The sequence below is a fragment of the Achromobacter sp. Root83 genome, from assembly GCF_001428845.1.
In the GTDB taxonomy this organism is placed as follows: Bacteria; Pseudomonadota; Gammaproteobacteria; order Burkholderiales; family Burkholderiaceae_B; genus Achromobacter.
Genome location: NZ_LMIU01000005.1, coordinates 21,139 through 44,114 on the forward strand (window position 1 = coordinate 21,139; position 22,976 = coordinate 44,114).

A 22,976-nucleotide genomic window follows, 5' to 3' on the forward strand; every position below is an offset into this window, starting at 1 on the left:
CCGTTACGCCCCCCATAATGGGAATAGCGCGTCCCTTTCGAGAGATCACTCCTTCAGAGAGCCATGCAAGCAGCATTTCTTCCCGCGACGTCCGGCTGGCTTTGGGTCCGAGACGGATTCCGTCTGTTCCGCAAGCAACCCCTGGCCATGTTCACCTGGGCCATGGCCATCAGCCTGCTGGTCATCTTCGCCACGGCCACCCCGCCGGTAGGCCCGATCCTGGTCGTGGCCCTGATGCCCATCATCACCCTGATGACGCTGTCGGCCTGCAAGCATGTAGAGGCCGACCGTGTCATGCTGCCTTCCATGTGGGGCAAGCCGCTCAAGCAGCCTGGCGTTTTCAGAAAGCTGTTCCTGATGGGCCTGCTCTATGCGGCGCTCTGCATGGTGACCGGCCTGGTCATCTTCCTGCCGTTCACCGACGCGATGATGGAGGGCATGCGCATTGCGTCCGTCGAAAAAAGCATGGAGCCCATCCTCTCGGCCATGGCCGTGCCGCTGACCCTGTTCGCGGTCGTTTACATGGTGATCGCGGCGCTGTTCTGGCATGCGCCGGTCCTGGTGGCCTGGCACGGACTGCGCTTGATGCAGGCCCTGTTCTTCTCCGGCATCGCCTGCTGGCGCAACAAGCTGCCTTTTCTTGTGTATGGCGCCACCTGGATCCTGGTGTTTCTGTTCATCGACCTCTGCGCCGGCCTATTGGTCGCCATCGGTCTTTCTCCCCAGCTCGCCGGTACGCTGCAAATCCCGTTCAACATCGCGGCGGGTGGCGTACTGTATTGCAGCTTCTATCCGGCCTACACCTCCGTGTTCGGCATCAATAACGCCGGCGCGCAACTCGACGACGGCAACGGCGCCCAGGCATAGCGCCACGCGGCAGGGCGCTAGCGCCCTGCGCAGCCCCACAACCCGCCCGTCCCGCGCAACGAACGCCACATCGATGGCGTAGCGCATGCCAAAGGTGTGCACCGCCGCGCACCGACTCAGCAGGATGCCCGATCTGGGTCCGGGAGGGCCGCGACCCAGCAAGCCGCGCATCCGGCTCTGCCACGTCCCGATCCTCAGCAAGCGTAGGCGGTCAGCCGGCAAAGGCCCGGGCCGCTTCATTGCACGCTCTGCAGCAGTTGAACCGCGATCGGAAAGGCCAGCACGATGAACGTGCAGGGAAAGATGCAGCCGATCAAGGGCAGCAGCATCTTCACGGGCGCCTGCATCGCCAATTGTTCGGCGCGCACATGGCGGTCGCTGCGGCATTGCGCGGCCTGCGCGCGCAGCACCGGCCCCAGGCTGGCGCCCAGGGCCTCCGCCTGCGCCAGGGCAGCCGCCCAATTGCGTGCAAGCGGGCTATTGCTGCGCTCGGCCAACGCCTTGATTGCGGCGATTCTTGAAACGCCCGCCCGCATCTCGGCCAGGGCATCCGTCAGCGCATCCCGCAATACACCGCGCGGTCCGCTCTGGGCAGCCAGTTGCAGGGCCCCCTGCACGCTCAGGCCCGCCTCCACGCACAGCGTCATCATGTCGAACACGAACGGCAGATCCCGCTCGATGTCCCGGCGCCGCCTGGCACCCAGCCGGTGCAGCCACAGGATGGGGGCAATCCCGGCCGCAAGCGCCGCCGAAACCGACCACGGCGCCCACGCCAGAAAGTTCGATGATGCGGCCGTGATCGCCACGGCCCCTGTCAGCCCGCCCGCGGCCATCGCGGCACTCGCGGATAACGCCGCCAGGTGCGCATAGCCTACGCCCGCTGGCAAGGCCGCCTGTTCGATCGCCCGGGTCAGCCGGATGCGCCAGCGCCAAGAGCACAGCGGCCCCGCCAAGGGCGCCACGGCCGATATCCATGGCCAGGCCGCCCGCCACCACCATGGCAGGGCGGAGGACGCCTCCTGGTCCTCCCAAAGCAGCGGCCTCAACACGATCCATGCAAGCCACGCGGCCCCTGCCGCCGTTGTGAGCATGCCCAGATACAACCACATCGCGACCTCCCTTCAGATATCGATCCGGATGATGCGCCGGATCAGCAATACCCCTGCGGTTTCCAGCACCGCCACGATCGTCAACACGCCCCATCCCATCGGGGTGTGCCACAGCAACCCCATGATCTCCGGCTCCAGCCGGTCCAGCACCGCCAACAGGAGCAAAGGCAAGGCGCCAACGATCCAGGCCTGCAGCCGTCCCTGGGACGTCAGCGCCAACAGCTTGGCTTGCAGTTGCAGCCTGGCCCTCAAGGTCTGCGCAATGCTCTCCAGCGCCTCCGCAAGGTTGCCCCCGGTCTGCGCGGCGATGCGCATGGCCGCCACGACCAGCGAGGTCGAGTCGGCCGGCATCCTGCCATGCAGGTTGTCCAGCGCGGCATCCCAGGTCACGCCCAGGCGCTGCTCGCGCAGCATCAGACCAAACTCCTGAGCCAGGGGCGCGCCACTTTGGTCAACCACATGGCGCAGGCCGGTCGTCAATGCCACCCCCGCCCGCAACGAGGACGCCAGCATCAGCAGGGCCATGGGCAGCTGCTCTTCAAAGCGGCGCGCGCGCCGTCGCCGCAGTCCGTCCACCGCCATTCGAGGCGCGCGCGACGCCATCGCCGCAATCAGCGCGGCAAGCAGGCCGCTGCCGGTGGCCGAGAATGCCAGCACTGCCGCCACCGCCGCGCAACCCAGCGCGCCCACCCATAACTGCGCCGGATCGATGAACAGGAACACTTCGCTCAGCCGCACGCCGGCATCCTGGGTATAGACTTCCCGATAGCGCCGCAGCGCAGGCGCGAACCAGTTCTGGACACGCCAGGTCAGCAATACCGCGCAAAGCATGGCCGCCGCCGCCGCAAGCCAGATCATGGCAAACCTTGAGGAAAGCCGCCGGCGTCCGGCCCGCCGCCCGCCGCGTCGGAGAACCAGGCGGCCTCGAAGGCCGCCCCCGCTTCCGCCCACTCCCGTGCGAAGCTGGGCAGGCCGCCGCAACCCAGGAACCCCTGGATCCGGTCGTACCGGAACAAGTCCTGCAACTGGATGCGGCCGCTTTCCATCCCGGCGACTTCGACGATCGATGTCACGATGCGCCGCCCATCCGCCAACCGGGCCTGCTGCACGACAATGTCCACGCTGGCGGCGATATGCTCGCGTACGGCCGGCAACGGCAAGTCCAGGCCCGCCATCAAGATCATCGCCTCGAGCCGCGCCAGGGCATCGCGGGGCGAGTTGGCGTGCAGCGTCGTAAGTGAACCTTCGTGGCCCGTGTTCATCGCCGTCAGCATGTCGAAGGCTTCCGGTCCACGGCACTCTCCCACCACGATTCTGTCCGGCCGCATGCGCAAGGCATTGCGCACCAGTTCGCGGATATCGATGCGCCCCCTGCCCTCCTGGTTGGCCGGGCGCGCCTCCAGCGCCACCAGATGGTCGTGATTCAGCCGCAACTCCGCGGCGTCCTCAATCGTCACGACACGCTCTCCGTCCGGAATCTCATTGGACAGAATGTTCAGCAGCGTCGTCTTGCCCGACCCCGTCCCCCCCGAGACCACCAGGTTCTTGCGCATTCCGACGCACAACGCCAGAAACTGCGCCATGGCGTTGCTCAGGGCGCCCAGGGCGATCAGGTCGGGCATCTGCGGACGCCGCTGCGGGAACTTGCGGATGGTCAGGCTGGCGCCCTTCATCGCGACCGGCGGGATGATGGCGTGTACGCGCGACCCGTCCGGCAGGCGCGCATCCACCATGGGCGAGCTTTCGTCTATGCGCCGGCCCAGCGGCGTCACGATGCGTTCTATCACCCAGCGCACGGATTGCTCGCTGGTGAACGCCGCTTGATGGCGCCACAGGCGCCCCCCGCGTTCCACATAGATCTCGTCGTAGCGGTTGACCATGATTTCGGTGATGTCGCTGGCCGACAGCAACGGTTCCAGCGGCCCCAGGCCCACCGCTTCATCCAGCACCTCCCGGCACAGCGCCGCCCTGTCCGCGTCCGCGGGCAGATCCGCATCCGTCGCCACGATATGCGTCAACAAGCGCTCTGCTTCGGCACGAAGCATGCCGTCGCTCATGCCCGCCACATCGCGTCGGCGCAAGTCCAACGCGTTCAGCAAGGCGGTGTGCAAGCGGCGGCGATCATGCAGGCGATGCTGGGACGCCGCCGGTTGGGGAACCGGCGGCGGCAAGGCGGCGGCGGCTTCGTCCGGCCGATCCGCTACCCTGGCCGCCGACGGACTTTCAACGCTGGCATCTTCTTTCGACGCGGCTTCCTGCTGCGCCCACGACACCCGCAGCCGGCAGGGCCCGATCAGAATCTCATCATCGGGCAGCACGGGCGCGTGGCGCACCACCCTTAGGCCGTTCACCATCGTGCCGGCCAGCGTACCCAGATCTTCAAGCACGATGGCGGCCTCTTCGCACGACAGACGAGCGTGCTGGCGGCCAACCCGCCAGGTGACGATGCGCAAACCGCAATGCGCCCCCCGCCCGATCAACACGGGCGCCGGAACGTCCATGCTGCGCGTGCCGGCGTCTTCGAAGGTCATTTCTATTCTGAGCATCCGGTCACTCCCGCAAAGACAGGCCGGCGCCATCGGGTTGAACACGCCATTGGGAACCCGCGCCTGAATAGGGATCCCAGCCGCCCGGGTCGGCGGGCACCGACGTGCCCAGCCGTGGCGGCTCGGGAAAGGCCGCCTCCAGGGTTTCGCGGCCGCGCCGCACGCGGTCCGCCATGGCGGGCTCTCCCTGTGACACGATCTTCGGCGTCACGAAAATGGCCAGTTCGGTCTCGCGCCGCTGATAGCGGCGCGACGAAAACAGCGCGCCCAGAATGGGGATTTCCTGCAGCCAGGGCAGGCCATTGACTTCGCTGCCCTGCTCCCGCGAGAGGAATCCGCCGATGACCAGCGTGTTTCCAGAACGCACGTTGAACTCGGTGGATGCACGACGCGTACGCAACGCCGGTCCTCCCGGCAGGCTCAACGAGGTATCCACCGAACTGGCTTCCACCTCGATCAGTGACCGGATGACCCCGTTTCGGTCTATCCGGGGCGTGATGTTCAGCGAAACGCCATAGGGCTTGAACAGCGTCGTGGGATTGCCGCGAGAGTCGGTGGACTGATAGGGCACTTCCCCTCCCGCCAGGAAGGTTGCGCTGGCGCCACTGCGGGCAAGCAATTGCGGCTGCGCCAGCATGACGGCCTCGCCCGTCTGGGCCAGGGCCGCGATGCGGGCTGACAGCAAGGCATTTACGCCAAAGTAGCCCGCGGCCGGCGATGCCGGGCCCGCGGTCTCGATTACCTGTTCTCCGGGCCGGGTCGTTCGGCCACGGGATCCGGCATCCCACGCCAGGCCGGCATTGACTCCGCCCTGAGTCACACCGTCCCAGCGCACCCCGAATTCCCTTAATCTGGAAGTGGGGATCTCGACCACCTGGACATCGAGCAGCACCATGCGATCCCAGCCCACCTGCCCCGTGAAATCCAGCACATCGGGATAGCGGTCGGCCAGGGCGGCGATGCGAGCGCGATCATCGTCCGACAGGTCATCGCCTTCAATCAGAATGCGCCCGCCCACGCTCGTGCTGCGCGCCCCCGGAATACGCGACAGCAAGCTCTGGACTTCGCCGCGCAAGCGCGGCGTACCCGCCGGAACCACCCGCAGCTCATAGGCGGTGATCCGGTCGCGGCCGGTCCAGACGTGCACCGAAGACACGCCTTCCGCGCGCGCAAAGAGCACGACCTCGCGCCCTTCGGCCGCCACGGCGCTCAACACCTGGCTGTTGCCGATCGCCACTCGCCGAACGCCGGGATGCGGCAAGACGCGTGTTTCGCCCACTTGCAGCTCCAACGACTCGGTCGCGGGCCAAGCCGGCCCGGCCGCCAGACACAGGCACAACGCAGCCAGTACGCGAAGAATCCGGATCATGGCCGCTCCGGGCCAAGGCCGGCCTGAGCATCGAGGCGGTCGCCATAGAGGATTGCCACGCCGGGCGCGGGCTTGGGGTCGGATTCCAATCCGATCAGCGACGCCAGATCGCTCTGCGTGGACATGCCGACCGCCGCCCCATCATCGCGATGCCGCAACATGGCGGTCAGGGCGCCGGCCTGCCGTGCCGCGATAAATCGCATCGCTTCGTCCGGCGTGGCCGCCAGCGTGATATTGCCGGGCCCGTCGGCGCCGCTGCCCACGGTCAATACGCGCATCCCCTGGAGCACGGGGACGGTGAGATCGCGCTGCCGGTGCGAGAAGCTCACATAGATGTCGATGGCATCCCCCGCGCGCAGCATGTCCGCCAGTCCGCCCAGGTCGGTTCCGGCCACGGTAAGCGCGCGCTGTCCGGCCTGCAGACGGGTTGCCAACGCGGGGGCCGGGGCATTGAAACTCAGATATCCCCGCAGCAGCGGTTCGCCGTGTGCGACGTCGGCGATGAGCGTGGCGCCAAGCAGGCTGCCCAGCTCAAGCGGGTCCAGGCTGGCGCTGGGCGCCCACGGCTGGGGGATTTCGCGCACGGCCACGTGCACCTCTTCCAGCAGCGTCCCTGCGGGCAGGTCATAGGCCGCTACGAGGCGGCTGACCAGGGGCGTCCGCGCTTCGGCTTCCAGCGCCTGGACCCGTTGTTGAACGTGCTCTCGCACCGCCCAGGCGGAAACCAGGCCGGCAAGCAAGGCCAGGGCATAGACGCCAGTACGGCGCAGGCGCGCGGCGCCATGCGTGATCCAGGCTTTCATGGCGCCCACCCGTTGACTCTGAGTCCGCTGCCCGCATCCAGCGGAACCAGCAACAACTCCATACGTTCGCGTTCACGCGCCCACGCCTGCACGGCACCCGCTTTCCGGTCGGGCGCCCATCCGTCTCGCCGCAAGCCCGCCTCGATCAGAGGCGCCATTTTCGCGGGAGGCAGCGCGTACTCCCAGATGCGTTCCGACACCCGAACGCCACGCTCCGTGGTGGCGACGTCCAACCTGACGCGCGCGCCCTCCGGCAGCCAGGCCGGCTGCGGATTCGCGGGGACCGCCCTTGCGCTGACCGACGAAATGCTGCCTATCGTGCGCTCCCTGCCCGCGGCCTCCATCCGGGCTACCCAGCGGTCGTCGCCGACATGCCCCGACAGGATGAGTTGCCCCGGCAGCACATGCAGGTCAGCCAGGCCGGGCTGCTGGCGGGACAGTGCGCGAGCAAGCTCCCGTGGACTTTGCGGCACGTCAAACACCAGCACCTGCGCCGGCAAGCCATGAAGCCACAGCCGATCCGCCAATAGTTCGTGCGTGGCGCCGGCGGGAAAACGCAAACGCCCCAGGGCATTGGCGCCAGCAGATGCGCTAGCACCCGAAGCCATGACGATCAGGACGCTACATAGCGCCGCGCGGGATGCACGCGCTGCCGCGCGGCAGGAATCCCACTTGGGTTTCTGCAAGAAAATGCACGCACTCATCTGTTTTGCCCCCCATGATTTCCCAGCCGGTCCGCAGGCACCACATCCGCCCACGTCGATAACCAATCCAGCGACAGCTTCGGGCGGCCCCAAGGTCCGTCCACCCGTTCAATGGAACGCGCCAAGCGGCTCGCCTCCGACAGCGAACCCTGGCCGGCCTGTCGCCAGCCTGTGCGGGCGCCCCCGACACGGCGTTGCGCGTCGGCATCGCCATGCGCATGACCCGCCCCGCTGGCCACGCTGATGCGGCGCGCAATTGGCAACCACGTCGACGGATCGCGAGTTCGCGGCTGCGTTCGAACTTCCACGGACAGCATCCGCAAACCTGTGCCGAACCATTCGTCCTGCAATGCAGAGACAGGCGGCCGCGCCACGTCGGCCAATGCGGCGGCATCGCTCGACAATTGCATGCCCGCCGGTGCGCGCAGCGCCTCCAGGGACTGCCCCAGCGCTCCCGACATCACGGCCTTGCGGCTGGCCTGCGCCGTCTGCTGCGCCGAAAATTGCAGGTTGCCGATCCCTGTCACCGCCCACAACAGCAAAGCCATGAGGGGCAGCATCAACAGCGACTCGATCACTGCCTGCCCCTGCTGGCGGCTTGCGAACCTGATCATGGCGTCATCCTTGCCCGCATGGCCTCTTGCGGTGTCACCGCCGACAGACGGGCTTGCCAGTACGGGCGGAAAAGCGTCGCGGTTTCAGCGCGGCCATCGGCGCGGCGCTCGGGGCGGGAAAAATAGGTTTCAGCGGCGCTGCTGACGGTGACGGCGCCGGTTTTGCCCAACGCGGCATAGCGGAACAATCCGACGGGCGCCGCCACCGCGCTGTCCGCATCCGTGGTCTTGAGCGCCGCCGCATCCAGGCTGACAGCCACCGCGAAGCGCAAGGGATCGCGAGCACGCGTCAGCGCCACTTCGCGATAGGCGGGCAGACCGCCGCCCGGCCAACGTTGCGCCGATGCCATCGCATAGGAATTCGCCATGGGATTGGTGGCCCCGCTGAAAATGTCCCATGACGTGGAATGTTCGACCCATCTCCAGAAATCTTCCTGCGAGAAGTCCGCCGGGGGTTCGTCCACATATTCCAGATCGCCGGGTGCCTTGCTCTTCTCGCCCTGGGCGGTTCCCCAGCCCATGGCATATTCGCGAAAATAGCAGCCCACCCAACGGTTTGACCGCAGCGCATGATAGGACTGGGTGTCCAACGCCCCCCAGCGCCCATCGGGCCCCAACCATGTGGAGCCTCGCCGCCGCAATTCATGGCGGTGCAACGGACAGCGCGGACTGACCATCCAGGCATTGCGGCGGGTATGGCTGCGGCTGTCCAGAAATCCGTAACGCGCAACCGCCTGTTCCGTGGCGGGCCGCAAGCCTGCCTTGCGCGTGGAAACGCTGCGCTCCACGTAGCCCGGCCACCCGTCCGTCAGCAGGCGCAGCGTCACGGGCGAGGACCCCGCCCTGATGCCCTCGCCCACTCGCCCGCTGGACGGGAAATTGGCTGCCAGCACCTTGCGCATGATGCGTTCTCGAGACGCGGTCAGGTCCGCGACCGCCTCGCGCGCCGCGGCCTCCAGGACTTGATGCACGATCCGGTCATGCTGATCGAAAGCACGAGCCAGCCGAGCCTCGGCGTCAGACGGCGCCTGAGCGGCCTGATAGGCAAGGCCCATATCCGGGCCGAACAGCATGGCGATCAGGCCGGCCGGCGGGTTGCCGCGGCTGCGTTGCGACTGCAAGGCACGAAGGTACTGCGCGGACGCGCCCAGCGTGACCAGATGCGCCATTGCGACCTGATGAGCGATCTGACTGCGGTTGATGTACGCGATGGCATTGAGTGCGCGCGCCTGCTCAAGTGCGCCGCTGTACGCGGCTGCGTCCGCCGCGTGGGTCAGGCGGCCGCGCGCCTCCACGGTCTGGCCCAGGTTGTACAGAACGACAAGGGAAGTCGCGGCGACTGCCACCATCAGCATGCCCAGGACCAGCGCCTGGCCTTGCTGATGGTTGGCCGCCAGGAACCGGGGCGCAGTCAATTTGCGTCCGCGGCGTTGCCGGTGAAGGACTTGAGCGAACGCGCCTTGGTCTGCGCCGCCGCCTTTTGCGCGGCCTGCTGCGCGGCGCGTGTTTGCGTGCCGCCATCCTCGCCGGCGAGCTCGCGCGCCATGGCCGCGGTCTGCGAACGCACGACTTGGCCAAAGTACTGATACACGGCGATCGCGGCAACGGCCACCAGGGCCACGACCACGATGTACTCCGTCATGCCTTGTCCCAATTGACGCTTTCGATGCCCCATCATGTCTGCTCTCCGATGCAGTGAATGTGGAGCTCAGTGTCGCCATCGTGCGATTGACCGGCAATTCGTGGATGCCGAGGCGGACAAATCGATGCCGCCGCATTGACGGGGCGTAGGCATTCCTGCAGGGGAGAGAAAAAGGGCGATGCCGGGCCAGACCGGCCAGGACAATAGATAGCGCGTAGCGGTACAGACAGGGCGAACCAGCCCCATTTTTGGCTGAGGGTTTCCCCTATTGCCGGCCCTCTGGACCAGCAGTAGATTTGAGTTGCCGGGCTGTCTGACACCCATCGCGTGCGAAGCCGGGCAGGAGCGCCTCAGACTCACCTTGAGCTGGGGCGCTCTTCCATTCCGGCCCTGAAATTACGGCCGTGAAATTCCAGCCAGGAGTCCCAACCTTTTGCCGTCGGCGGCGATAGCCGGGGCACCCTACGCCGACCTCCTGCTCGCTGCCCGGGTGTCCGCCTCACGCGATCTCACGCTGCCCTATCGCCAGCGTCCGCCCTCAGTTCCCGATACGCCACGGCACACATGGCCGTTGCCACCATGACCGAGACCACGCAAAAAACGATACCCAGCACGCTCTGCGCCAGCGATGCGCCAGACCTTTCCCACAGCAGGCGGCTCAGCGCAACGCGGGTCAGGACGGCCGAGCCAATCAGCATCAGTTGCATCCCCACCATCGGCCACACGCTGGTCCGAAGCGCCCCGCGTAGCCGCCGAAAGTCGTACTTCCCCGACACCGCCACGCTTGGCAGGCTTAGCGCGAAAGTGCCGATCAGATAAGGCAAGCCGCCCCACATCACCGCCCAGGCGGCAAACACGCAGGCGAAGAACAGCACGTCGCCGCCACGATTGTTCAACGCGATATACACAAGGAATGGCATCACATCATTCGCGGACACCAGCGCCACCGCCAAGGCACTGAACAGGACGATCAACAACAGGTACTTCCACCCCGCACCGCGCGGGCCCTCGGCGGCGTCATGTGCCGCGATACGCCTATGCCACGCCAGCGACACGTGCACCAGCGTCAACAGATTTCCCGCGCAGATGACGGCCACGAATCCTGGTTGCACCAACTGAATCAACTTGGGCGTCAGCAGCACGAACGGCAGCGACAGGACGAACAGGGCTAGTGACCAAGGCGCGGCGGTCATCATGACCCTGCCATGCTGCCGGATGGCGCTTGCCGTCAGTGTCACAAGGCGGCTTGCAGGGAGCTTTGTCGGCACGGAATTCCTTTGCGGATGAAGAGGGGACGGCCGAAAGCGTTATACATCATCCCGCATTTCCAGGTTCAAAACGCAGGCCCTTAGAATGAGGTCATTGCGCGATCCTCTCACCCGCATGGAGGCGGGTTCACCATGACCGAATCGATAAAGTATGTCGTTGTCTTGAGAAAGGGCTGCGAAACCGAAGTCATCTTTGGCGATGATCACGACGCAAAAGCGGGAAGCCGCGTAGCGCTCTATTGCACTGCGTTGGATTTGTCCGGCTTTCATGCGCGAGTCGTCCGTGTTCCTGCCCCCTCGAGCCAGGCGGCCGCGCAGGGCGCGGAGACACGGACGTATTGGTTCCCCACCTCGGATGTGGCCTTTGCGTTTGAAGTCAACGGCGGGGAACTGCCGACGGGATTTACCTCGTAATCGCATAACGGCGGCGCGTTATCGCGCACGCCAGCCGCTGAATCAAGGCCCCTTCTCCCGAGCCGCCGAGGGGGGCTGGACCAGTTCTATTGCATCGTCCGGTCCATTGCCGCCCACGCTCAGCAGGGCATTGTGCGCCTTGCACGCAGGACACTCGAAATAGCAGCCCTCGTGCGCGTCGGTCTCGATCGGCGCGTCCTGCTGGTCAACTTTGCAGCCACATTGTGTACAGGTCCACATAGCACCCTCCTGCCAATGTGACTTCATCATAGCGCCGGGCCGGAACAGAAGAAAGACAGGCGCGGCGGCCCCGCCCGGAGCGCGGCTTGCGCTGCCGCGCAAAGCGGCCCCTCAAAGCTCGGCCGTGGCCGAGGTTGTTACCGCCCTATATTTTTTTGACGCCGGTTGAACTACCGTTAGACAAGCGGTGTGCAGAGGTCAGGGAGGACGCGCCGCTGCCCTTACATGCCTCCGGAGGGACCCATGCTCATGGTCATCCTCAGAACCCGATGTGCGGGCGCCGGAACGCGTTCGGCGTGCCGTATGGCATGCGGCATCGCGTTGTTGTGGGCATTGACGCTGGTTAGCGCCTGGGGCGAAACCACTCCGGCGTCCGGCGCTCAGCGATCTGCCGTCGTGCTGTCCCTGGACGGCATCGTGGGCCCCGCCACGGCGGATTACCTGATCCGTGGCCTGGCTGCCGCGCACGAACAGAATGCGGCGCTGGTCGTGGTGCGCATTGACACACCCGGCGGACTCGACGCCTCGATGCGCGACATCATCCGCGCGATCCTCGCCTCGCCGGTTCCCGTGGTCTCGTACGTAAGCCCCAACGGGTCCCGTGCCGCCAGCGCAGGCACCTACATCCTCTATGCCAGCCATATCGCGGCAATGGCGCCCGCGACGAATCTGGGGGCCGCGACGCCGGTCGCGCTTGGCGGCGGATTTCCGCAGCCCGCGGACAAGGAGCCTGGCTCCGCGGAGAAACCCGGCGACCAATCGGACGCGCCATCCGACCGCAAGCCGCGTCCCGCAGCCCCCAAAGACGCAAGCGAATCCAAAGCGATCAACGACGCGGTCGCGTATATCCGCGCATTGGCCGCCCTGCGCGCCCGCAACGCCGACTGGGCGGAACAGGCCGTCCGTTCCGCGGCCAGCCTGTCAGCGGGCGAAGCGCGTGCGCAGAACGTGATTGATCTGATCGCCGACGACATACCGGATCTTCTGGCAAAGGCGGACGGGCGAATAGTCAGAGTCGGCAACAGCGATGTGCAGGTGCATAGCAAAGGGCTGCAACTGCAGCACAGAGAACCCGATTGGCGCACGCGGGTTCTGAGCGTCATCACGAACCCCAACCTGGCCCTCATGCTTCTGATGGTGGGCGTGTACGGACTGATCTTCGAGTTCATGAGCCCCGGCGCCGTTTTTCCTGGCGTCATCGGCGCCATCTGTCTGCTGGTCGGCCTGTATGCCCTGTCCGCGCTGCCGGTGACCTATGCCGGGCTCGCCCTGGTCTTGCTTGGCGCGGTGCTGATGGTGGCGGAGATATTCACGCCCTCGATCGGAATCCTGGGGATAGGAGGCGCAATCTCCTTCGTCCTCGGTTCCATCCTGCTCATCGACACGGATGTGCCAGTGTATGAAGTATCGCTTCCACTCGTGGCGGGGGTGGCGATAGTCAGCCTGGCAATGACTTTCCTCATCGGCCGGCTGGCCCTGCGGTCGCGCCGCGTGCCCATCGTCAGCGGGGCCGAGGCGCTGATCGGCCAGCACATCAAGGTTCTGAGCTGGGAAGGAGCGCATGGCCACGTATCCGCGGCAGGCGAGCGCTGGCGTGCCGTCGGCCCGGATGGCCTGAGGCCCGGCGACACGGTCGTGATCGCAGCCGTCCAGGGCGTGACCCTGCACGTCCTGGCTGACACCAGCCATGCTCCGCCAGGTCCCTCCCGGGATCGGTGAAGCCTGCCCCCCAAACGCCGCACCTTACTTCCGGAGCTCGCCATGTTGATGCAACTAGCCTTCTACGGTCCCATTCTTGTCTTGATTGCCGGCTTGTTCGCACTGTCGGTTCGTATCTTGCGCGAATACGAACGTGGCGTGATTTTCACGTTGGGCCGCTTCACGGGCGTCAAGGGCCCGGGGCTGATCCTGCTGATCCCGGTTGTCCAGCAAATGGTGCGGGTAGACCAGCGCATGAGCGTATTCGACGTCCCCAGCCAGGACGTCATATCGCGAGACAACGTGTCCGTGAAGGTGAACGCCGTCATCTACTTTCGCGTGATCGATCCGGAGCGCTCGGTGATCCAGGTTGAGAACTTCCGGCAAGCCACCAGCGAACTGGCGCAGACGACACTGCGCTCCGTGTTGGGAAAGCACGATCTGGACGAAATGCTCTCCGAGCGCGACAAGCTGAACAATGACGTGCAGGAAATTCTCGACTCGCAGACCGATGCCTGGGGCATCAAGGTGGCGAACGTGGAGATCAAGCACATCGACCTCAATGAGAGCATGGTCCGCGTCATCGCCCGGCAGGCCGAAGCCGAACGCGAAAGGCGCGCCAAGATCATCCATGCCGAAGGGGAAGAACAGGCGGCCCAAATGTTGCTGAACGCCGCGCGCACGCTTGCCCAGCAACCGGAGGCGATGCAGTTGCGCTATCTGAGCACGCTCGCCATGATAGGCACGCAGAACAACTCGACCATTGTGTTCCCGTTTCCCACGGAGCTTGGACAGGTGCTCAGGGGATTGGCGGGGAATCCTCAGGCAGACACCCACTAGGCGGGACGCCCCGCGCAACAGGAGGCAAGATGAAGACCCAGATCAGTTTCAAGAAGACCAATGGCTCCGATGGAGTCGCCCTGTTGGATGGCGACGCATCCAGCATCCTGCAGGCCAAGAGAGAATTGGCCAACAAGCTTGACCTCCCCGCCGCGGGATCTAGTTCCTCCGAGACCGAAGCCCTGGACGCTCGGCTTCGCCACGGCGGGATTGATCCTGACTCGCTGAAGATCCATCACGTCAGCGAATAGCCGACATCAAATGGCCCTGTGATCAGCGTGAAGCAGGGCTCAGGCGCCGCGGCCGATTCGGGTCAGTTGCCCGAGCTGCGGCGTAGCTTATCGGACGACGCCTTGTTCAGGCGTTTTGCTTCTTCCTCGGCATAGTCCTCTTCCCCTGCCTCGTACCCCCCTTCGTACAGGCAACTGCTGCGGCTCCACTTGCACTCATCCGAGCGGCTCGAACCCCCTAGACCGACCCAAGAGCACCCGGAACCCAGGACGAAAAGAAGCAATGCAATACCGCAACGGCTCAACATTTGAACGGACATTTTCCTCGCTTTACAAAGATGCTGTAGCTGTCTTTATAACAAGCTCGGATTTCGTTCCTGGCGACAGGCGCTACGCATAGCACGCACGGCCGGTCTTTCCGCGCCCGATGAAGGCGTCTACGCCTGAGCCCCGGGTCAGCGAGTCAGTTAGAGATCCTTGCTGAGGATGTAGCCAAACGACGGATGTACAGAACCGGCCGCCGGACGCGAAAATCATAGGCTAATCCTAGTAAAACAAAATAGGAGATGCAAAATGCCGGCAAACCAAGTCAAGCGCCCCATTGCTGTCGTAGCGATCGCGGACGACGGTACAAGATACCGTATAGAGCGGCGGGCCCGCGCCCTGCCAGGGGACAAAGGCGTAAGCGCCTTCTTCTATTGCTGCCTCCCGGATGGCCAATCCGTCGGCTGGTTGGGATACGGTCAATATCAGCTCCCTGATGGCACGGTGGTGCAAACACCCACTTCCGGGCTTAACGCCTAGCGCGGTAGTCAAAAGGCCCGCTCGGCTTTCGCTGGCGGGCCCTTTTGGGGCGACTTCCTAGAACGAAACAGCCGCCATTGCTGGCGGCTGTAGGTACCTGATTGCTCAGGATTTTGGTAGCCCCCCCGAGAGTCGAACTAGTACCTTTTCACCAGAAATTCGACTGGTTTACGTCAAGATTACGTCAAGCTCTCACCAAACCGCCATGCACGCGGCCTGCAGCTTTCGACGAGATCACCCCGCCCGTTCTTTTAAATTCAGCGGGCGCCGGCCGGATGGCGAGTATCGGCTTTACTGTTTCCACGGTTGATGGTCGTCGTGTCGTGGCCGCCGCTTAGGTTGGAAGTACTTCGGGAGGTGGTGCCATCGCTGTAGCTCGTGTCGTAGCCACCGCTCAAGTTGGAGGTACTGCGCGAGTTTCGCCCATCGCTGTAAGTCGTGTCGTAACCGCCACTCAGGTTGGACGTGCTCCGGGAGGTGGTTCCGTCGCCGTAGCTCGTGTCTAAGCCACCGCTCAAGTTGGATGTGCTGCGCGAAGTCCGCCCATCGCTGTAGACCGTGTCGTAGCCTCCACTCAGATTGGACGTACTCCGAGAGGTGGTGCCGTCGCCATAGGTGCAATCTTGCCCACCCGACAGATTGGACGTGCATCTTTCCGCCTGGGCGGCCGAGGCTGCGAACACGGAAAGCACGACGAAAGACAATATGGATGTGAGTTTCATTTTGTTCCTATGGCATGAAGGCCGATGTCGTCATCGCCGCGTTGTTGTGCGGCGTGGCAACCACCATAGGCGACTATTCCAACGGGGGGATGCGCGTGTTTTGCGCAAGGCGATTTCAGCCGATTTCGGGGCGATTCAGCCTGTTTCCGGGCCACATTTTCCGTGCTCCCGTCCTGCCTGCCGGCGTAGAAATTCAATTGTTTCTATTGTCGCCAAGCGCCGGCGACCTAGGCATCGGCATGGCAATGTTTGATGCGACTTGGGCGGCAGAGCACTGCGTTGCGCTGATCGACATTTTCCGGACCCGCCGTGCCGTGTCGCCGCCACCCATTGGCTTTCTTATCATCCTGCTGCCGATAAAGCTCGGCGTTCTCTCACAGCTGCGGCGAAGAACCGATACCTTGCGACCATCCAGGGGGTGATGTCGCTAAGCGTCGAATGGGGTTGGTTGAGCCGCGCGCCAAAGCTCCGCAAATTCGTCGAGCCCGATGTGCGAGTGCGCCCAGATCAGCCAGATCGACTCGTCAATCCTGGCCAGCGCCGGCAAACAGGTGGGCATCACCGGGTTTCGCTTTCACGACTTTCGCCACACCTGGGCTTCGTGGCACGTGCAGGCCGGGACGCCCTTGATGGTCTTGAAAGAATTGGGCGGGGGGGAACGGATCGAGATGGTGCAGAAGTACGCGCACCTCGCTCCCACCCACCTCGCCTACCACGCCGAGAACGTCAAGATTACGTCAATGTCCGCGCCGAAAACGAAACAGCCGCCATTGCTGGCGGCTGTAGGTACCTGATTGCTCAGGATTTCTTTGGTAGGCCCCCCGAGAGTCGAACTCGGCACCAACGGATTATGAGTCCGCTGCTCTAACCAGGCATGAGCTAGAGGCCCAGGAAAACTTACTGCCCTTCCAGGAAGCTCTTCAGCTTATCGGCCCGGCTCGGGTGACGCAGCTTGCGCAGCGCTTTAGCCTCTATTTGGCGGATGCGCTCACGCGTGACGTCGAATTGCTTGCCCACTTCTTCCAGGGTCTGGTCGGTGCTCATTTCGATACCGAAACGCATACGCAGAACCTTGGCTTCACGCGGGGTGAGAGAGTCTAGCACTTCCTTGACCACGTCGCGCATGGAACCATGCAGCGCCGCGTCGGAAGGGGCCAGCGTCGAGGTATCCTCGATGAAGTCGCCCAGGTGGGAATCGTCGTCGTCGCCGATCGGCGTCTCCATGGAGATCGGTTCCTTGGCGATCTTCAGGATCTTGCGGATCTTGTCCTCGGGCATGTCCATCTTCTGCGCCAGCGTCGCGGGATCCGGCTCGGCGCCGGTTTCCTGCAGGATCTGACGGCTGATCCGGTTCATCTTGTTGATCGTTTCGATCATGTGAACCGGAATACGGATGGTACGCGCCTGGTCGGCGATGGAACGCGTGATGGCCTGACGGATCCACCAGGTGGCGTAGGTCGAGAACTTGTAGCCGCGACGATATTCGAACTTGTCCACGGCCTTCATCAGGCCGATGTTGCCTTCCTGGATCAGATCCAGGAACTGCAGGCCGCGGTTCGTGTATTTCTTGGCGATCGAGATCACCAGGCGCAGGTTGGCCTCGGTCATTTCGCGCTTGGCCTTGCGGGCCTTGGCTTCACCAGTGGCCATGCGCTTGTTGACGTCTTTCAGGTCCTTCAGCGGCAGAACGACGCGCGTTTGCAGGTCGATCAGCTTTTGCTGCAGTTCCTGCACGGCGGGGATCTGGCGCTCGAGCGTTTCGGCGTACGGATGGCCGGCGGCGACTTCCTCGACAACCCATTGCAGGTTCGTTTCGTTGCCCGGGAACACCTTGATGAAGTGCAGGCGCGGCATGCCGGCACGGTCCACACACGTGTGCAGAACGGCGCGCTCGAGCTGGCGCACTTCCTCGACCTGGTTGCGCAGGGTGTCGGCCAGCTTCTCGACCATCTTGGCGGTGAAGCGGATGCCCATCAGTTCGTTCTGGATGGATTCCTGGGCGCGCACGTAGATGTCCGACTTGTAGCCGTCCTTCTCGTACGACAGGCGCATCTTGTCGAACTGCTTGCCGACCTCGTCGAACTTGGCCAGGGCCTTCACGCGCAGGTCTTCCAGCTGCTTGCTGGACATGCCGCCGGCGGGGCCGTCATCGCTTTCGTCTTCGTCGGCGGTCACGCCGGCGCCGGCGTATTCTTCACCGTCTTCCGGATCAACGAGGCCGTCGACGACTTCGTCGATCTGCGCCTGACCTTCGCGCACGCGCAGGATGTGGGCCAGGATTTCGTTGATCGTGGTCGGGCAGGCGGAGATGGCCATGACCATGTGCTTCAAGCCGTCTTCGATGCGCTTGGCGATTTCGATTTCGCCTTCGCGCGTCAGCAGCTCGACGGAACCCATTTCGCGCATGTACATGCGCACGGGATCCGTGGTGCGGCCGAAGTCGGAATCCACGGTGGTCAGCGCGGCCTCGGCTTCATCCTCGACGTCGTCGTCGTTGGACGCAACCGGGGCGTTTTCGCTCATCAGCAGCGTTTCGGCGTCGGGTGCCTGGTCGTAGACCGCGATACCCATGTCGCTGAAGGTGCTGATGATGCCATCGATGGCTTCGGCGTCGACCAGGTCATCCGGCAGATGATCGTTGATTTCGCCATACGTCAGGTAGCCGCGGTCCTTGCCCAGCTTGATCAGCTGCTTCAGGCGGTTGCGACGGGCTTCGTATTCTTCGGGCGTCACGGGGCCGCGGGCAATCAGATCCTTGGGATCCGCCTTGCCGCGCTTGCCGCCGCGCTTGGGCGGCTTCAGATCGGGCAGGACTTCGCCTTCACCGTCCATCGTATCGTCGAAACCATCGGAATCGTTGTTGGCATTCTTGGCGGGGCGGCCCGGGCGGCGGCCGCTCGGCACGGGACGCGCGCTGCCGACCAGGTCGGCAAGCTTGTCTTCGGCCTTCTTGGCGCGCGCCTTCGTCACCTTTTCAGGCTTGTCAGCCGCGGCAGCCGGCTTCGCGGCCTTTTTGGCAGCCGTCTTGGCTGCGGGCTTGGCGACCTTCACCGCCGTCTTGGCGGGCGCTTTTTCCGCCGCCATGCTGACGGCGCGCTTGGCCGTCAGGGCCTTGGTATCGGCCGCATCAATTGCAGAGGAGGATTTGCCGGTGGATTTGGTCATAGTCGCTTCCGTGGTCGTCGCAACCCGTTTGGGCATGTTGCACCGCATAAAACCGCCTTGGACGGAAGTCCAACGCGGCATAGCATACGGGTAAAACTGGTGAATCGGCGGAGGTCACGCGGCTGCGTTGTTCGCAGCGCCAGCTCTTGCGAGCCCGCTTGGCGCCGCCGCGGTGCAATACCGTCCTGGCGCTTGGCGTGCATGACCTCATTCTTCGACGGATTCCGGACATCGGGGGGGCTGCCTGCCTATAAATAGGCTTTGCTTGCTTATCGGGTCGTTGCCCAAAGCAGCTATGAGTACACAGCACCCAAACCACTAACGCCACACGGAAATACCGCCGCCGAACTGCATAATTCACCGCTCAGCTATATTAATTAACTATGTAACAAACTTGACGCGGCTGACCGCTATCCGGAATACGTACTTTCCCGGGTAATGCGCCAGGCAGGTGCGTTGCCGCCCCACTGCGCCTGGCCGACCGTTTTGCCGACCGTTTCGCCGACCGTTCTGCCGACCATTTAGTCGTTTAGCCCTCTGGCGCCAAACCTCCCGGCGCCCAGCCAAACCCTCACGTCAAACCCATACAACAGTTAGATTCCGGCAGCCGGAATAGATTCCGCCTGCCGCACTACAATTTTTCTAAAGGCTCGCTGCCTGCCCACCTGGAAGAACGCTCTGCCAGCGGACAACCTTTGATTTTAGCGCATTTAGCGTATGCCGGCACCTTTCAGCACGGTCATGCGGCTGGACAGCTCCAGGTAGCGCTTGCGCGCATCGTCAGTCACCAGACCCGTGGCCGCCAGTTTGGCCATTTCTGCCTTCGCCGAATCGAACTCGATGCGACGCAGCGCATCGTCCCATTCGGTCTGCGGATCCGGCAGATCCTCTTGCGACAGGATGTCCGCCCGCAAGCCTTTCAGCACGGTCGCCAGGTCCGAATCCGGTTCGGCAGCCTCCAGCAACGCGCCGACATGGCGTGCTCCGCTGGACTGCGCCAGCATGATCAGATCCCTGACCAGACCTAGATGGGGGCCGTGATCGATAACTTCAAGCTGCTGGTCCCCCATGGAGTCCACCAGTTCGGGATGCGCCAGCAGCAATCCCAGCAGCCGTTTCGCCAGGGACGGCATGGTGCGGCGCCCCTCGAACCCGCCTACGTCGTTGTCGCGCCGCCCCTTCCAGTTACCCTTGCCGCCCTTCCAGTCGCCCTTTCCTTTCCAGTCGCTCTTGCCCTTCCATTCCTGCTTTCCGCCGTACTGCCTTCCGCCGTCCGCGCCGGGCGGTTCGCCGCCTTGCGATGGAAAATGGCCGTAATCGGTGAAATCGGCCTCTTCGGCGGGAATGTCGTGGAAATCGTGCCCGGCGAAGTCGTAACCCGCGTCGGGATACCCGCCGTCATGGCCCTGCGGCGCCCCGGAAACCGCCGCCGTCTCGCCGCCGCCAGCCGGCGCGGACTTGGGCGCGGGCGCGAACGGCTTGGCGGGCTGCTGCGCCAGCACTTGCGCCATTTCTTCTGGCGTCAACTGCACCAGCTTGGCCATTTCCCGCTCGATTTGCACGCGCAGCGCGCATTCGGGAATCGCCGCCAACAGCGGCTTGGCTTCGTGCAGACAACTGGCCCGGCCTTCCGCCTCGGTCATGTTGTGCCGCGATCCCAGCTCATCGAGAAGGAATCGCGACAAGGCGACCGCGTCGCCGAGGCAAGTGCGGAACGCCTCGGCCCCCAGTTCGCGGACATAGGAGTCCGGATCGTGCTCGGCCGGCAGGAACAGGAAACGAATCGCGATGTCGTCCCGGAGCACCGGCAGGCAAGCCTGCAACGCGCGCCAGGCGGCGCGCCGCCCGGCTTTGTCTCCGTCAAAGCTGAAGATCACCTTGTCGCTTGTGCGCAAAAGCTTCTTCACGTGGTCCGGCGTGGTGGCCGTACCGAGCGTCGCGACAGCATTGGCGATGCCTTGCTGCGCCAGCCCGACCACGTCCATGTAGCCTTCGACCACGATGACTTGGCCTTCCTGACGAATGGCCTGCCGCGCTTCCCAGAGGCCGTAGAGTTCCTGGCCCTTCGAGAACAAGGGCGTCTCGGGCGAATTCAGGTACTTGGGCTCGCCCTTGCCGATAATTCGCCCGCCAAACCCGATCAGGCTGCCGCGAACGTTGCGGATGGGGAACATGACACGCTCGCGAAAGCGGTCGTAGCGACGCCCGTCCTCGGACTCGATGACCAGTCCGGACTCGACCAACGTGGGGTCTTCGTAATTGGGGAATACTTGCGACAGGCCGTGGCGGTCGGTGCCCGACCAGCCCAAGCCAAAATGCGCCGCGATTTCGCCGGTCAGGCCGCGCTGCTTCAAATAGCGAACCGCCGCGGGCGATGCGCGCAGTTGCTTCAGGTAATGCGCCTGGGCGGCATCCAGCACCTGCGTGTGGCGGGATTCCTCGGCTTTGCGGCGCGCGGATTCCTGCTGTTGGCGTGGACTGCGGTTTTCTTCGGGAACCGTCATTCCCGCCGAAGCCGCGAGCGTGCGCACGGCTTCGGGGAAACTGGTACCCGTGTGTTCCATCAGAAATGTGATGGCGCTGCCATGTGCTCCGCAGCCGAAGCAGTGATAGAACTGCTTGGTGGGACTGACAGTGAACGACGGACTTTTTTCGTTATGAAAGGGGCACAGGCCAAGCAAGTTGGCCCCACCCTTTCGCAACTGCACATATCGCCCGACTATATCGACGACGTCGACTCGGGCGAGTAGATCCTGGATGAATGATTCTGGAATCAATAGATTCGGGAATCAAAAATCAATACAGGCGCGGGGGCAGTTGTTGGCTACGGATGCGCTTGTAGTGACGCTTCACGGCGGCAGCATGCTTGCGCTTGCGCTCGGCCGTGGGCTTCTCATAGAACTCGCGCGAACGCAGCTCGGTGAGCAAACCGGTCTTTTCGATGGTGCGCTTGAAGCGGCGCAGAGCGGCTTCAAACGGTTCGTTTTCCTTCAGTCGAACGATAGGCATAAAGTGATTGGCCTGCTTGTAGGGTAACAAAAGTTGATGACAAACCTGGCTTGCTTTACCAGCAACGCTGCGCGGATCCAGGTACGCGAAGACGACCCTCGGCGGCACGACACCCATACTACGGCGCACATACCAATCAGAGGCAAGTACCGCGAACTAGGAACCTTGAAAGCGCAACCCGAGCGTAGGTGCTCTCAGGCTTGAGCTGGCTGTTTCCGTTACCCAAAGACTACCCAAAGAGTAACAAGCCAAGTTCGGTTTAGCGATAACCAGCGATTCTAGCATGGCCGCAGCCATTTTGACTACTGGAAGGGCAACCCGGTGACAGATGGCCCTTCCCTCGCGGCGCGTGCGCTCAGCTTTGGGAACCCTTGCGGATCCAAGCTTCAAGTTGATGCGGGCGCAGGCTGTCGTAGTCTTCGAACGGCTGGTGAATCCAGGGATTCGTGGGCAGTTTGTCGACATAGTAGTCGGGGGTTGCCTGGGAATGCCCCTTCCACCACAGCACGGCGCTACGCAGTTCCGTAATATCGGCAAACTGCCGCTTCAGGTGATCGTAGACCTTGTTGAAGGTCTTGCCGGTATCGACCATGTCGTCCACCAGCAACACCCGGCCCGACAGCGTGCCACGCGTGATGGTGATGAACTGGGCGATATCCATATCACCCTGCTTCGTGCCGGCCGCCTCGCGATAGCTGCTCGTGGCCAGAATTCCCAGCGGCACGTCGAAAATACGGGACATCACGTCGCCGACGCGCATACCGCCACGCGCAAGGCACAGAATCTTGTCGAACTTCCACCCCGATTGATGCACCTGCAAGGTAAGGCGTTCGATCAAGCGGTTGTAATCGTCCCACGTCACCCACAGATGGCTGTCATCATTGGTCGGCGTGCTCATAGGCAAGCATCTCCTGCTTAAAGATACGAAAAGG

Annotated in this window: 23 protein-coding genes, 1 tRNA gene and 1 pseudogene; 7 read left to right on the forward strand and 18 right to left on the reverse strand. The window is 63.8% G+C overall.

The annotated features are described in order from the left end of the window. Positions 1-63: 63 nt before the first annotated feature. Entirely contained in the window at positions 64-867 is an 804-nt protein-coding gene (locus ASE30_RS29445; protein WP_057283729.1) for a BPSS1780 family membrane protein, read from the forward strand. Between the two features lie 6 nt (positions 868-873). Here ASE30_RS29445 and ASE30_RS29885 read toward each other — a convergent pair. The 11 genes and pseudogenes from ASE30_RS29885 to ASE30_RS07800 form a co-directional block, all read right to left on the reverse strand. Further along, a pseudogene (locus ASE30_RS29885) lies at positions 874-1,107 on the reverse strand (DUF192 domain-containing protein); the annotation flags it as partial. Beyond that, positions 1,104-1,976, reverse strand: coding sequence for a type II secretion system F family protein (locus tag ASE30_RS07755; RefSeq protein ID WP_057283730.1), 873 nt, complete (start codon positions 1,974-1,976; stop codon positions 1,104-1,106). The gene ASE30_RS07755 and the pseudogene ASE30_RS29885, both read right to left, overlap by 4 nt. 12 nt (positions 1,977-1,988) lie before the next feature. After that, entirely contained in the window at positions 1,989-2,834 is an 846-nt protein-coding gene (locus ASE30_RS07760; protein WP_057283731.1) for a type II secretion system F family protein, read from the reverse strand. Continuing rightward, positions 2,831-4,522, reverse strand: coding sequence for an ATPase, T2SS/T4P/T4SS family (locus ASE30_RS07765; protein WP_057283732.1), 1,692 nt, complete (start codon positions 4,520-4,522; stop codon positions 2,831-2,833). The genes ASE30_RS07760 and ASE30_RS07765 overlap by 4 nt, the downstream gene beginning before the upstream one ends. A gap of 4 nt (positions 4,523-4,526) precedes the next feature. After that, the gene (locus tag ASE30_RS07770; protein WP_057283733.1) at positions 4,527-5,891 is read right to left on the reverse strand and encodes a type II and III secretion system protein family protein; all 1,365 of its coding nucleotides are present in this window, start codon (positions 5,889-5,891) and stop codon (positions 4,527-4,529) included. Further along, on the reverse strand, positions 5,888-6,694 hold the full coding sequence (gene cpaB / locus ASE30_RS07775; RefSeq protein ID WP_057283815.1) for a Flp pilus assembly protein CpaB: 807 nt from the start codon (positions 6,692-6,694) through the stop codon (positions 5,888-5,890). Before cpaB ends, ASE30_RS07770 begins: the two co-directional genes overlap by 4 nt. Beyond that, complete coding sequence (locus ASE30_RS07780) at positions 6,691-7,302, reverse strand: hypothetical protein (protein ID WP_235515211.1); 612 nt, start codon at positions 7,300-7,302, stop codon at positions 6,691-6,693. The genes cpaB and ASE30_RS07780 overlap by 4 nt, the downstream gene beginning before the upstream one ends. A 92-nt stretch (positions 7,303-7,394) precedes the next feature. Next, on the reverse strand, positions 7,395-8,012 hold the full coding sequence (locus ASE30_RS07785) for a pilus assembly protein TadE (protein WP_057283735.1): 618 nt from the start codon (positions 8,010-8,012) through the stop codon (positions 7,395-7,397). Then, positions 8,009-9,367 carry a hypothetical protein gene (locus ASE30_RS07790; RefSeq protein ID WP_057283816.1) on the reverse strand — a complete coding sequence of 453 codons (1,359 nt, stop codon included), beginning with the start codon at positions 9,365-9,367 and terminating at the stop codon, positions 8,009-8,011. Before ASE30_RS07790 ends, ASE30_RS07785 begins: the two co-directional genes overlap by 4 nt. A 56-nt stretch (positions 9,368-9,423) precedes the next feature. Beyond that, positions 9,424-9,687 (reverse strand): hypothetical protein, encoded by a 264-nt coding sequence (locus ASE30_RS07795; protein WP_057283817.1) that lies wholly within the window; start codon positions 9,685-9,687, stop codon positions 9,424-9,426. Positions 9,688-10,163: 476 nt separating this feature from the next. After that, a complete protein-coding gene (locus tag ASE30_RS07800; protein ID WP_057283736.1) occupies positions 10,164-10,850 on the reverse strand; it encodes a hypothetical protein in 687 nt (228 codons plus the stop codon). A gap of 204 nt (positions 10,851-11,054) precedes the next feature. Here ASE30_RS07800 and ASE30_RS07805 point away from each other — a divergent pair, with 204 nt between their 5' ends. The 4 genes from ASE30_RS07805 (at position 11,055) to ASE30_RS07820 (ending at position 14,365) form a co-directional block, all read left to right on the forward strand. After that, on the forward strand, positions 11,055-11,336 hold the full coding sequence (locus tag ASE30_RS07805; RefSeq protein ID WP_057283737.1) for a hypothetical protein: 282 nt from the start codon (positions 11,055-11,057) through the stop codon (positions 11,334-11,336). Between the two features lie 543 nt (positions 11,337-11,879). After that, positions 11,880-13,295 (forward strand): nodulation protein NfeD, encoded by a 1,416-nt coding sequence (locus ASE30_RS07810; RefSeq protein ID WP_057283738.1) that lies wholly within the window; start codon positions 11,880-11,882, stop codon positions 13,293-13,295. A 42-nt stretch (positions 13,296-13,337) separates the two neighbouring features. Beyond that, complete coding sequence (locus ASE30_RS07815; RefSeq protein WP_057283739.1) at positions 13,338-14,114, forward strand: slipin family protein; 777 nt, start codon at positions 13,338-13,340, stop codon at positions 14,112-14,114. Between the two features lie 29 nt (positions 14,115-14,143). Next, positions 14,144-14,365, forward strand: a complete 222-nt coding sequence (locus ASE30_RS07820) for a hypothetical protein (RefSeq protein WP_057283740.1) — start codon at positions 14,144-14,146, stop codon at positions 14,363-14,365. A 62-nt stretch (positions 14,366-14,427) separates the two neighbouring features. Here ASE30_RS07820 and ASE30_RS29450 read toward each other — a convergent pair whose 3' ends face one another. Together ASE30_RS29450 and ASE30_RS28435 are read right to left on the reverse strand one after the other, a co-directional pair. Beyond that, on the reverse strand, positions 14,428-14,664 hold the full coding sequence (locus tag ASE30_RS29450) for a hypothetical protein (protein WP_082601503.1): 237 nt from the start codon (positions 14,662-14,664) through the stop codon (positions 14,428-14,430). A 741-nt stretch (positions 14,665-15,405) separates the two neighbouring features. Then, on the reverse strand, positions 15,406-15,870 hold the full coding sequence (locus ASE30_RS28435) for a hypothetical protein (protein WP_082601504.1): 465 nt from the start codon (positions 15,868-15,870) through the stop codon (positions 15,406-15,408). 14 nt (positions 15,871-15,884) lie between these two features. Here ASE30_RS28435 and ASE30_RS28895 point away from each other — a divergent pair, with 14 nt between their 5' ends. Beyond that, entirely contained in the window at positions 15,885-16,292 is a 408-nt protein-coding gene (locus tag ASE30_RS28895) for a hypothetical protein (protein ID WP_057283741.1), read from the forward strand. 66 nt (positions 16,293-16,358) lie between these two features. Continuing rightward, the gene (locus ASE30_RS28900; RefSeq protein ID WP_235515213.1) at positions 16,359-16,664 is read left to right on the forward strand and encodes a tyrosine-type recombinase/integrase; all 306 of its coding nucleotides are present in this window, start codon (positions 16,359-16,361) and stop codon (positions 16,662-16,664) included. A gap of 16 nt (positions 16,665-16,680) precedes the next feature. Here ASE30_RS28900 and ASE30_RS07835 read toward each other — a convergent pair. The 5 genes from ASE30_RS07835 to ASE30_RS07855 form a co-directional block, all read right to left on the reverse strand. Next, a tRNA-Ile gene (locus ASE30_RS07835) sits at positions 16,681-16,759 on the reverse strand. Between the two features lie 8 nt (positions 16,760-16,767). Then, positions 16,768-19,035 carry an RNA polymerase sigma factor RpoD gene (gene rpoD / locus ASE30_RS07840; protein WP_057283742.1) on the reverse strand — a complete coding sequence of 756 codons (2,268 nt, stop codon included), beginning with the start codon at positions 19,033-19,035 and terminating at the stop codon, positions 16,768-16,770. A gap of 710 nt (positions 19,036-19,745) precedes the next feature. Continuing rightward, positions 19,746-21,812: a DNA primase gene (gene dnaG, locus ASE30_RS07845; protein ID WP_057283743.1), complete on the reverse strand. Its 2,067-nt coding sequence runs from the start codon at positions 21,810-21,812 to the stop codon at positions 19,746-19,748. 19 nt (positions 21,813-21,831) lie between these two features. Beyond that, positions 21,832-22,044, reverse strand: coding sequence for a 30S ribosomal protein S21 (gene rpsU / locus ASE30_RS07850; RefSeq protein ID WP_006218592.1), 213 nt, complete (start codon positions 22,042-22,044; stop codon positions 21,832-21,834). A gap of 355 nt (positions 22,045-22,399) precedes the next feature. Next, positions 22,400-22,942, reverse strand: a complete 543-nt coding sequence (locus tag ASE30_RS07855; RefSeq protein ID WP_057283744.1) for a phosphoribosyltransferase — start codon at positions 22,940-22,942, stop codon at positions 22,400-22,402. Between the last annotated feature and the right edge of the window lie 34 nt (positions 22,943-22,976).

Excerpts from the sequence above, each read along its gene's own strand:
- ASE30_RS28900 (WP_235515213.1), top strand. The coding sequence starts at position 16,359 with ATGTGCGAGTGCGCCCAGATCAGCCAGATCGACTCGTCAATCCTGGCC.
- ASE30_RS07785 (WP_057283735.1), bottom strand. The coding sequence starts at position 8,012 with ATGATCAGGTTCGCAAGCCGCCAGCAGGGGCAGGCAGTGATCGAGTCG.
- ASE30_RS07755 (WP_057283730.1), bottom strand. The coding sequence starts at position 1,976 with ATGTGGTTGTATCTGGGCATGCTCACAACGGCGGCAGGGGCCGCGTGG.
- ASE30_RS07760 (WP_057283731.1), bottom strand. The coding sequence starts at position 2,834 with ATGATCTGGCTTGCGGCGGCGGCGGCCATGCTTTGCGCGGTATTGCTG.
- ASE30_RS07765 (WP_057283732.1), bottom strand. The coding sequence starts at position 4,522 with ATGCTCAGAATAGAAATGACCTTCGAAGACGCCGGCACGCGCAGCATG.
- cpaB (WP_057283815.1), bottom strand. The coding sequence starts at position 6,694 with ATGAAAGCCTGGATCACGCATGGCGCCGCGCGCCTGCGCCGTACTGGC.
- ASE30_RS07810 (WP_057283738.1), top strand. The coding sequence starts at position 11,880 with ATGGCATGCGGCATCGCGTTGTTGTGGGCATTGACGCTGGTTAGCGCC.
- ASE30_RS07790 (WP_057283816.1), bottom strand. The coding sequence starts at position 9,367 with ATGCTGATGGTGGCAGTCGCCGCGACTTCCCTTGTCGTTCTGTACAAC.
- ASE30_RS29445 (WP_057283729.1), top strand. The coding sequence starts at position 64 with ATGCAAGCAGCATTTCTTCCCGCGACGTCCGGCTGGCTTTGGGTCCGA.
- ASE30_RS07855 (WP_057283744.1), bottom strand. The coding sequence starts at position 22,942 with ATGAGCACGCCGACCAATGATGACAGCCATCTGTGGGTGACGTGGGAC.
- rpoD (WP_057283742.1), bottom strand. The coding sequence starts at position 19,035 with ATGACCAAATCCACCGGCAAATCCTCCTCTGCAATTGATGCGGCCGAT.
- ASE30_RS07820 (WP_057283740.1), top strand. The coding sequence starts at position 14,144 with ATGAAGACCCAGATCAGTTTCAAGAAGACCAATGGCTCCGATGGAGTC.
- ASE30_RS07805 (WP_057283737.1), top strand. The coding sequence starts at position 11,055 with ATGACCGAATCGATAAAGTATGTCGTTGTCTTGAGAAAGGGCTGCGAA.
- ASE30_RS28435 (WP_082601504.1), bottom strand. The coding sequence starts at position 15,870 with ATGAAACTCACATCCATATTGTCTTTCGTCGTGCTTTCCGTGTTCGCA.
- ASE30_RS28895 (WP_057283741.1), top strand. The coding sequence starts at position 15,885 with ATGAAGGCCGATGTCGTCATCGCCGCGTTGTTGTGCGGCGTGGCAACC.
- ASE30_RS07780 (WP_235515211.1), bottom strand. The coding sequence starts at position 7,302 with ATGGCTTCGGGTGCTAGCGCATCTGCTGGCGCCAATGCCCTGGGGCGT.
- ASE30_RS07795 (WP_057283817.1), bottom strand. The coding sequence starts at position 9,687 with ATGGGGCATCGAAAGCGTCAATTGGGACAAGGCATGACGGAGTACATC.
- ASE30_RS07770 (WP_057283733.1), bottom strand. The coding sequence starts at position 5,891 with ATGATCCGGATTCTTCGCGTACTGGCTGCGTTGTGCCTGTGTCTGGCG.
- ASE30_RS07800 (WP_057283736.1), bottom strand. The coding sequence starts at position 10,850 with ATGATGACCGCCGCGCCTTGGTCACTAGCCCTGTTCGTCCTGTCGCTG.
- ASE30_RS07815 (WP_057283739.1), top strand. The coding sequence starts at position 13,338 with ATGTTGATGCAACTAGCCTTCTACGGTCCCATTCTTGTCTTGATTGCC.
- rpsU (WP_006218592.1), bottom strand. The coding sequence starts at position 22,044 with ATGCCTATCGTTCGACTGAAGGAAAACGAACCGTTTGAAGCCGCTCTG.
- ASE30_RS29450 (WP_082601503.1), bottom strand. The coding sequence starts at position 14,664 with ATGTCCGTTCAAATGTTGAGCCGTTGCGGTATTGCATTGCTTCTTTTC.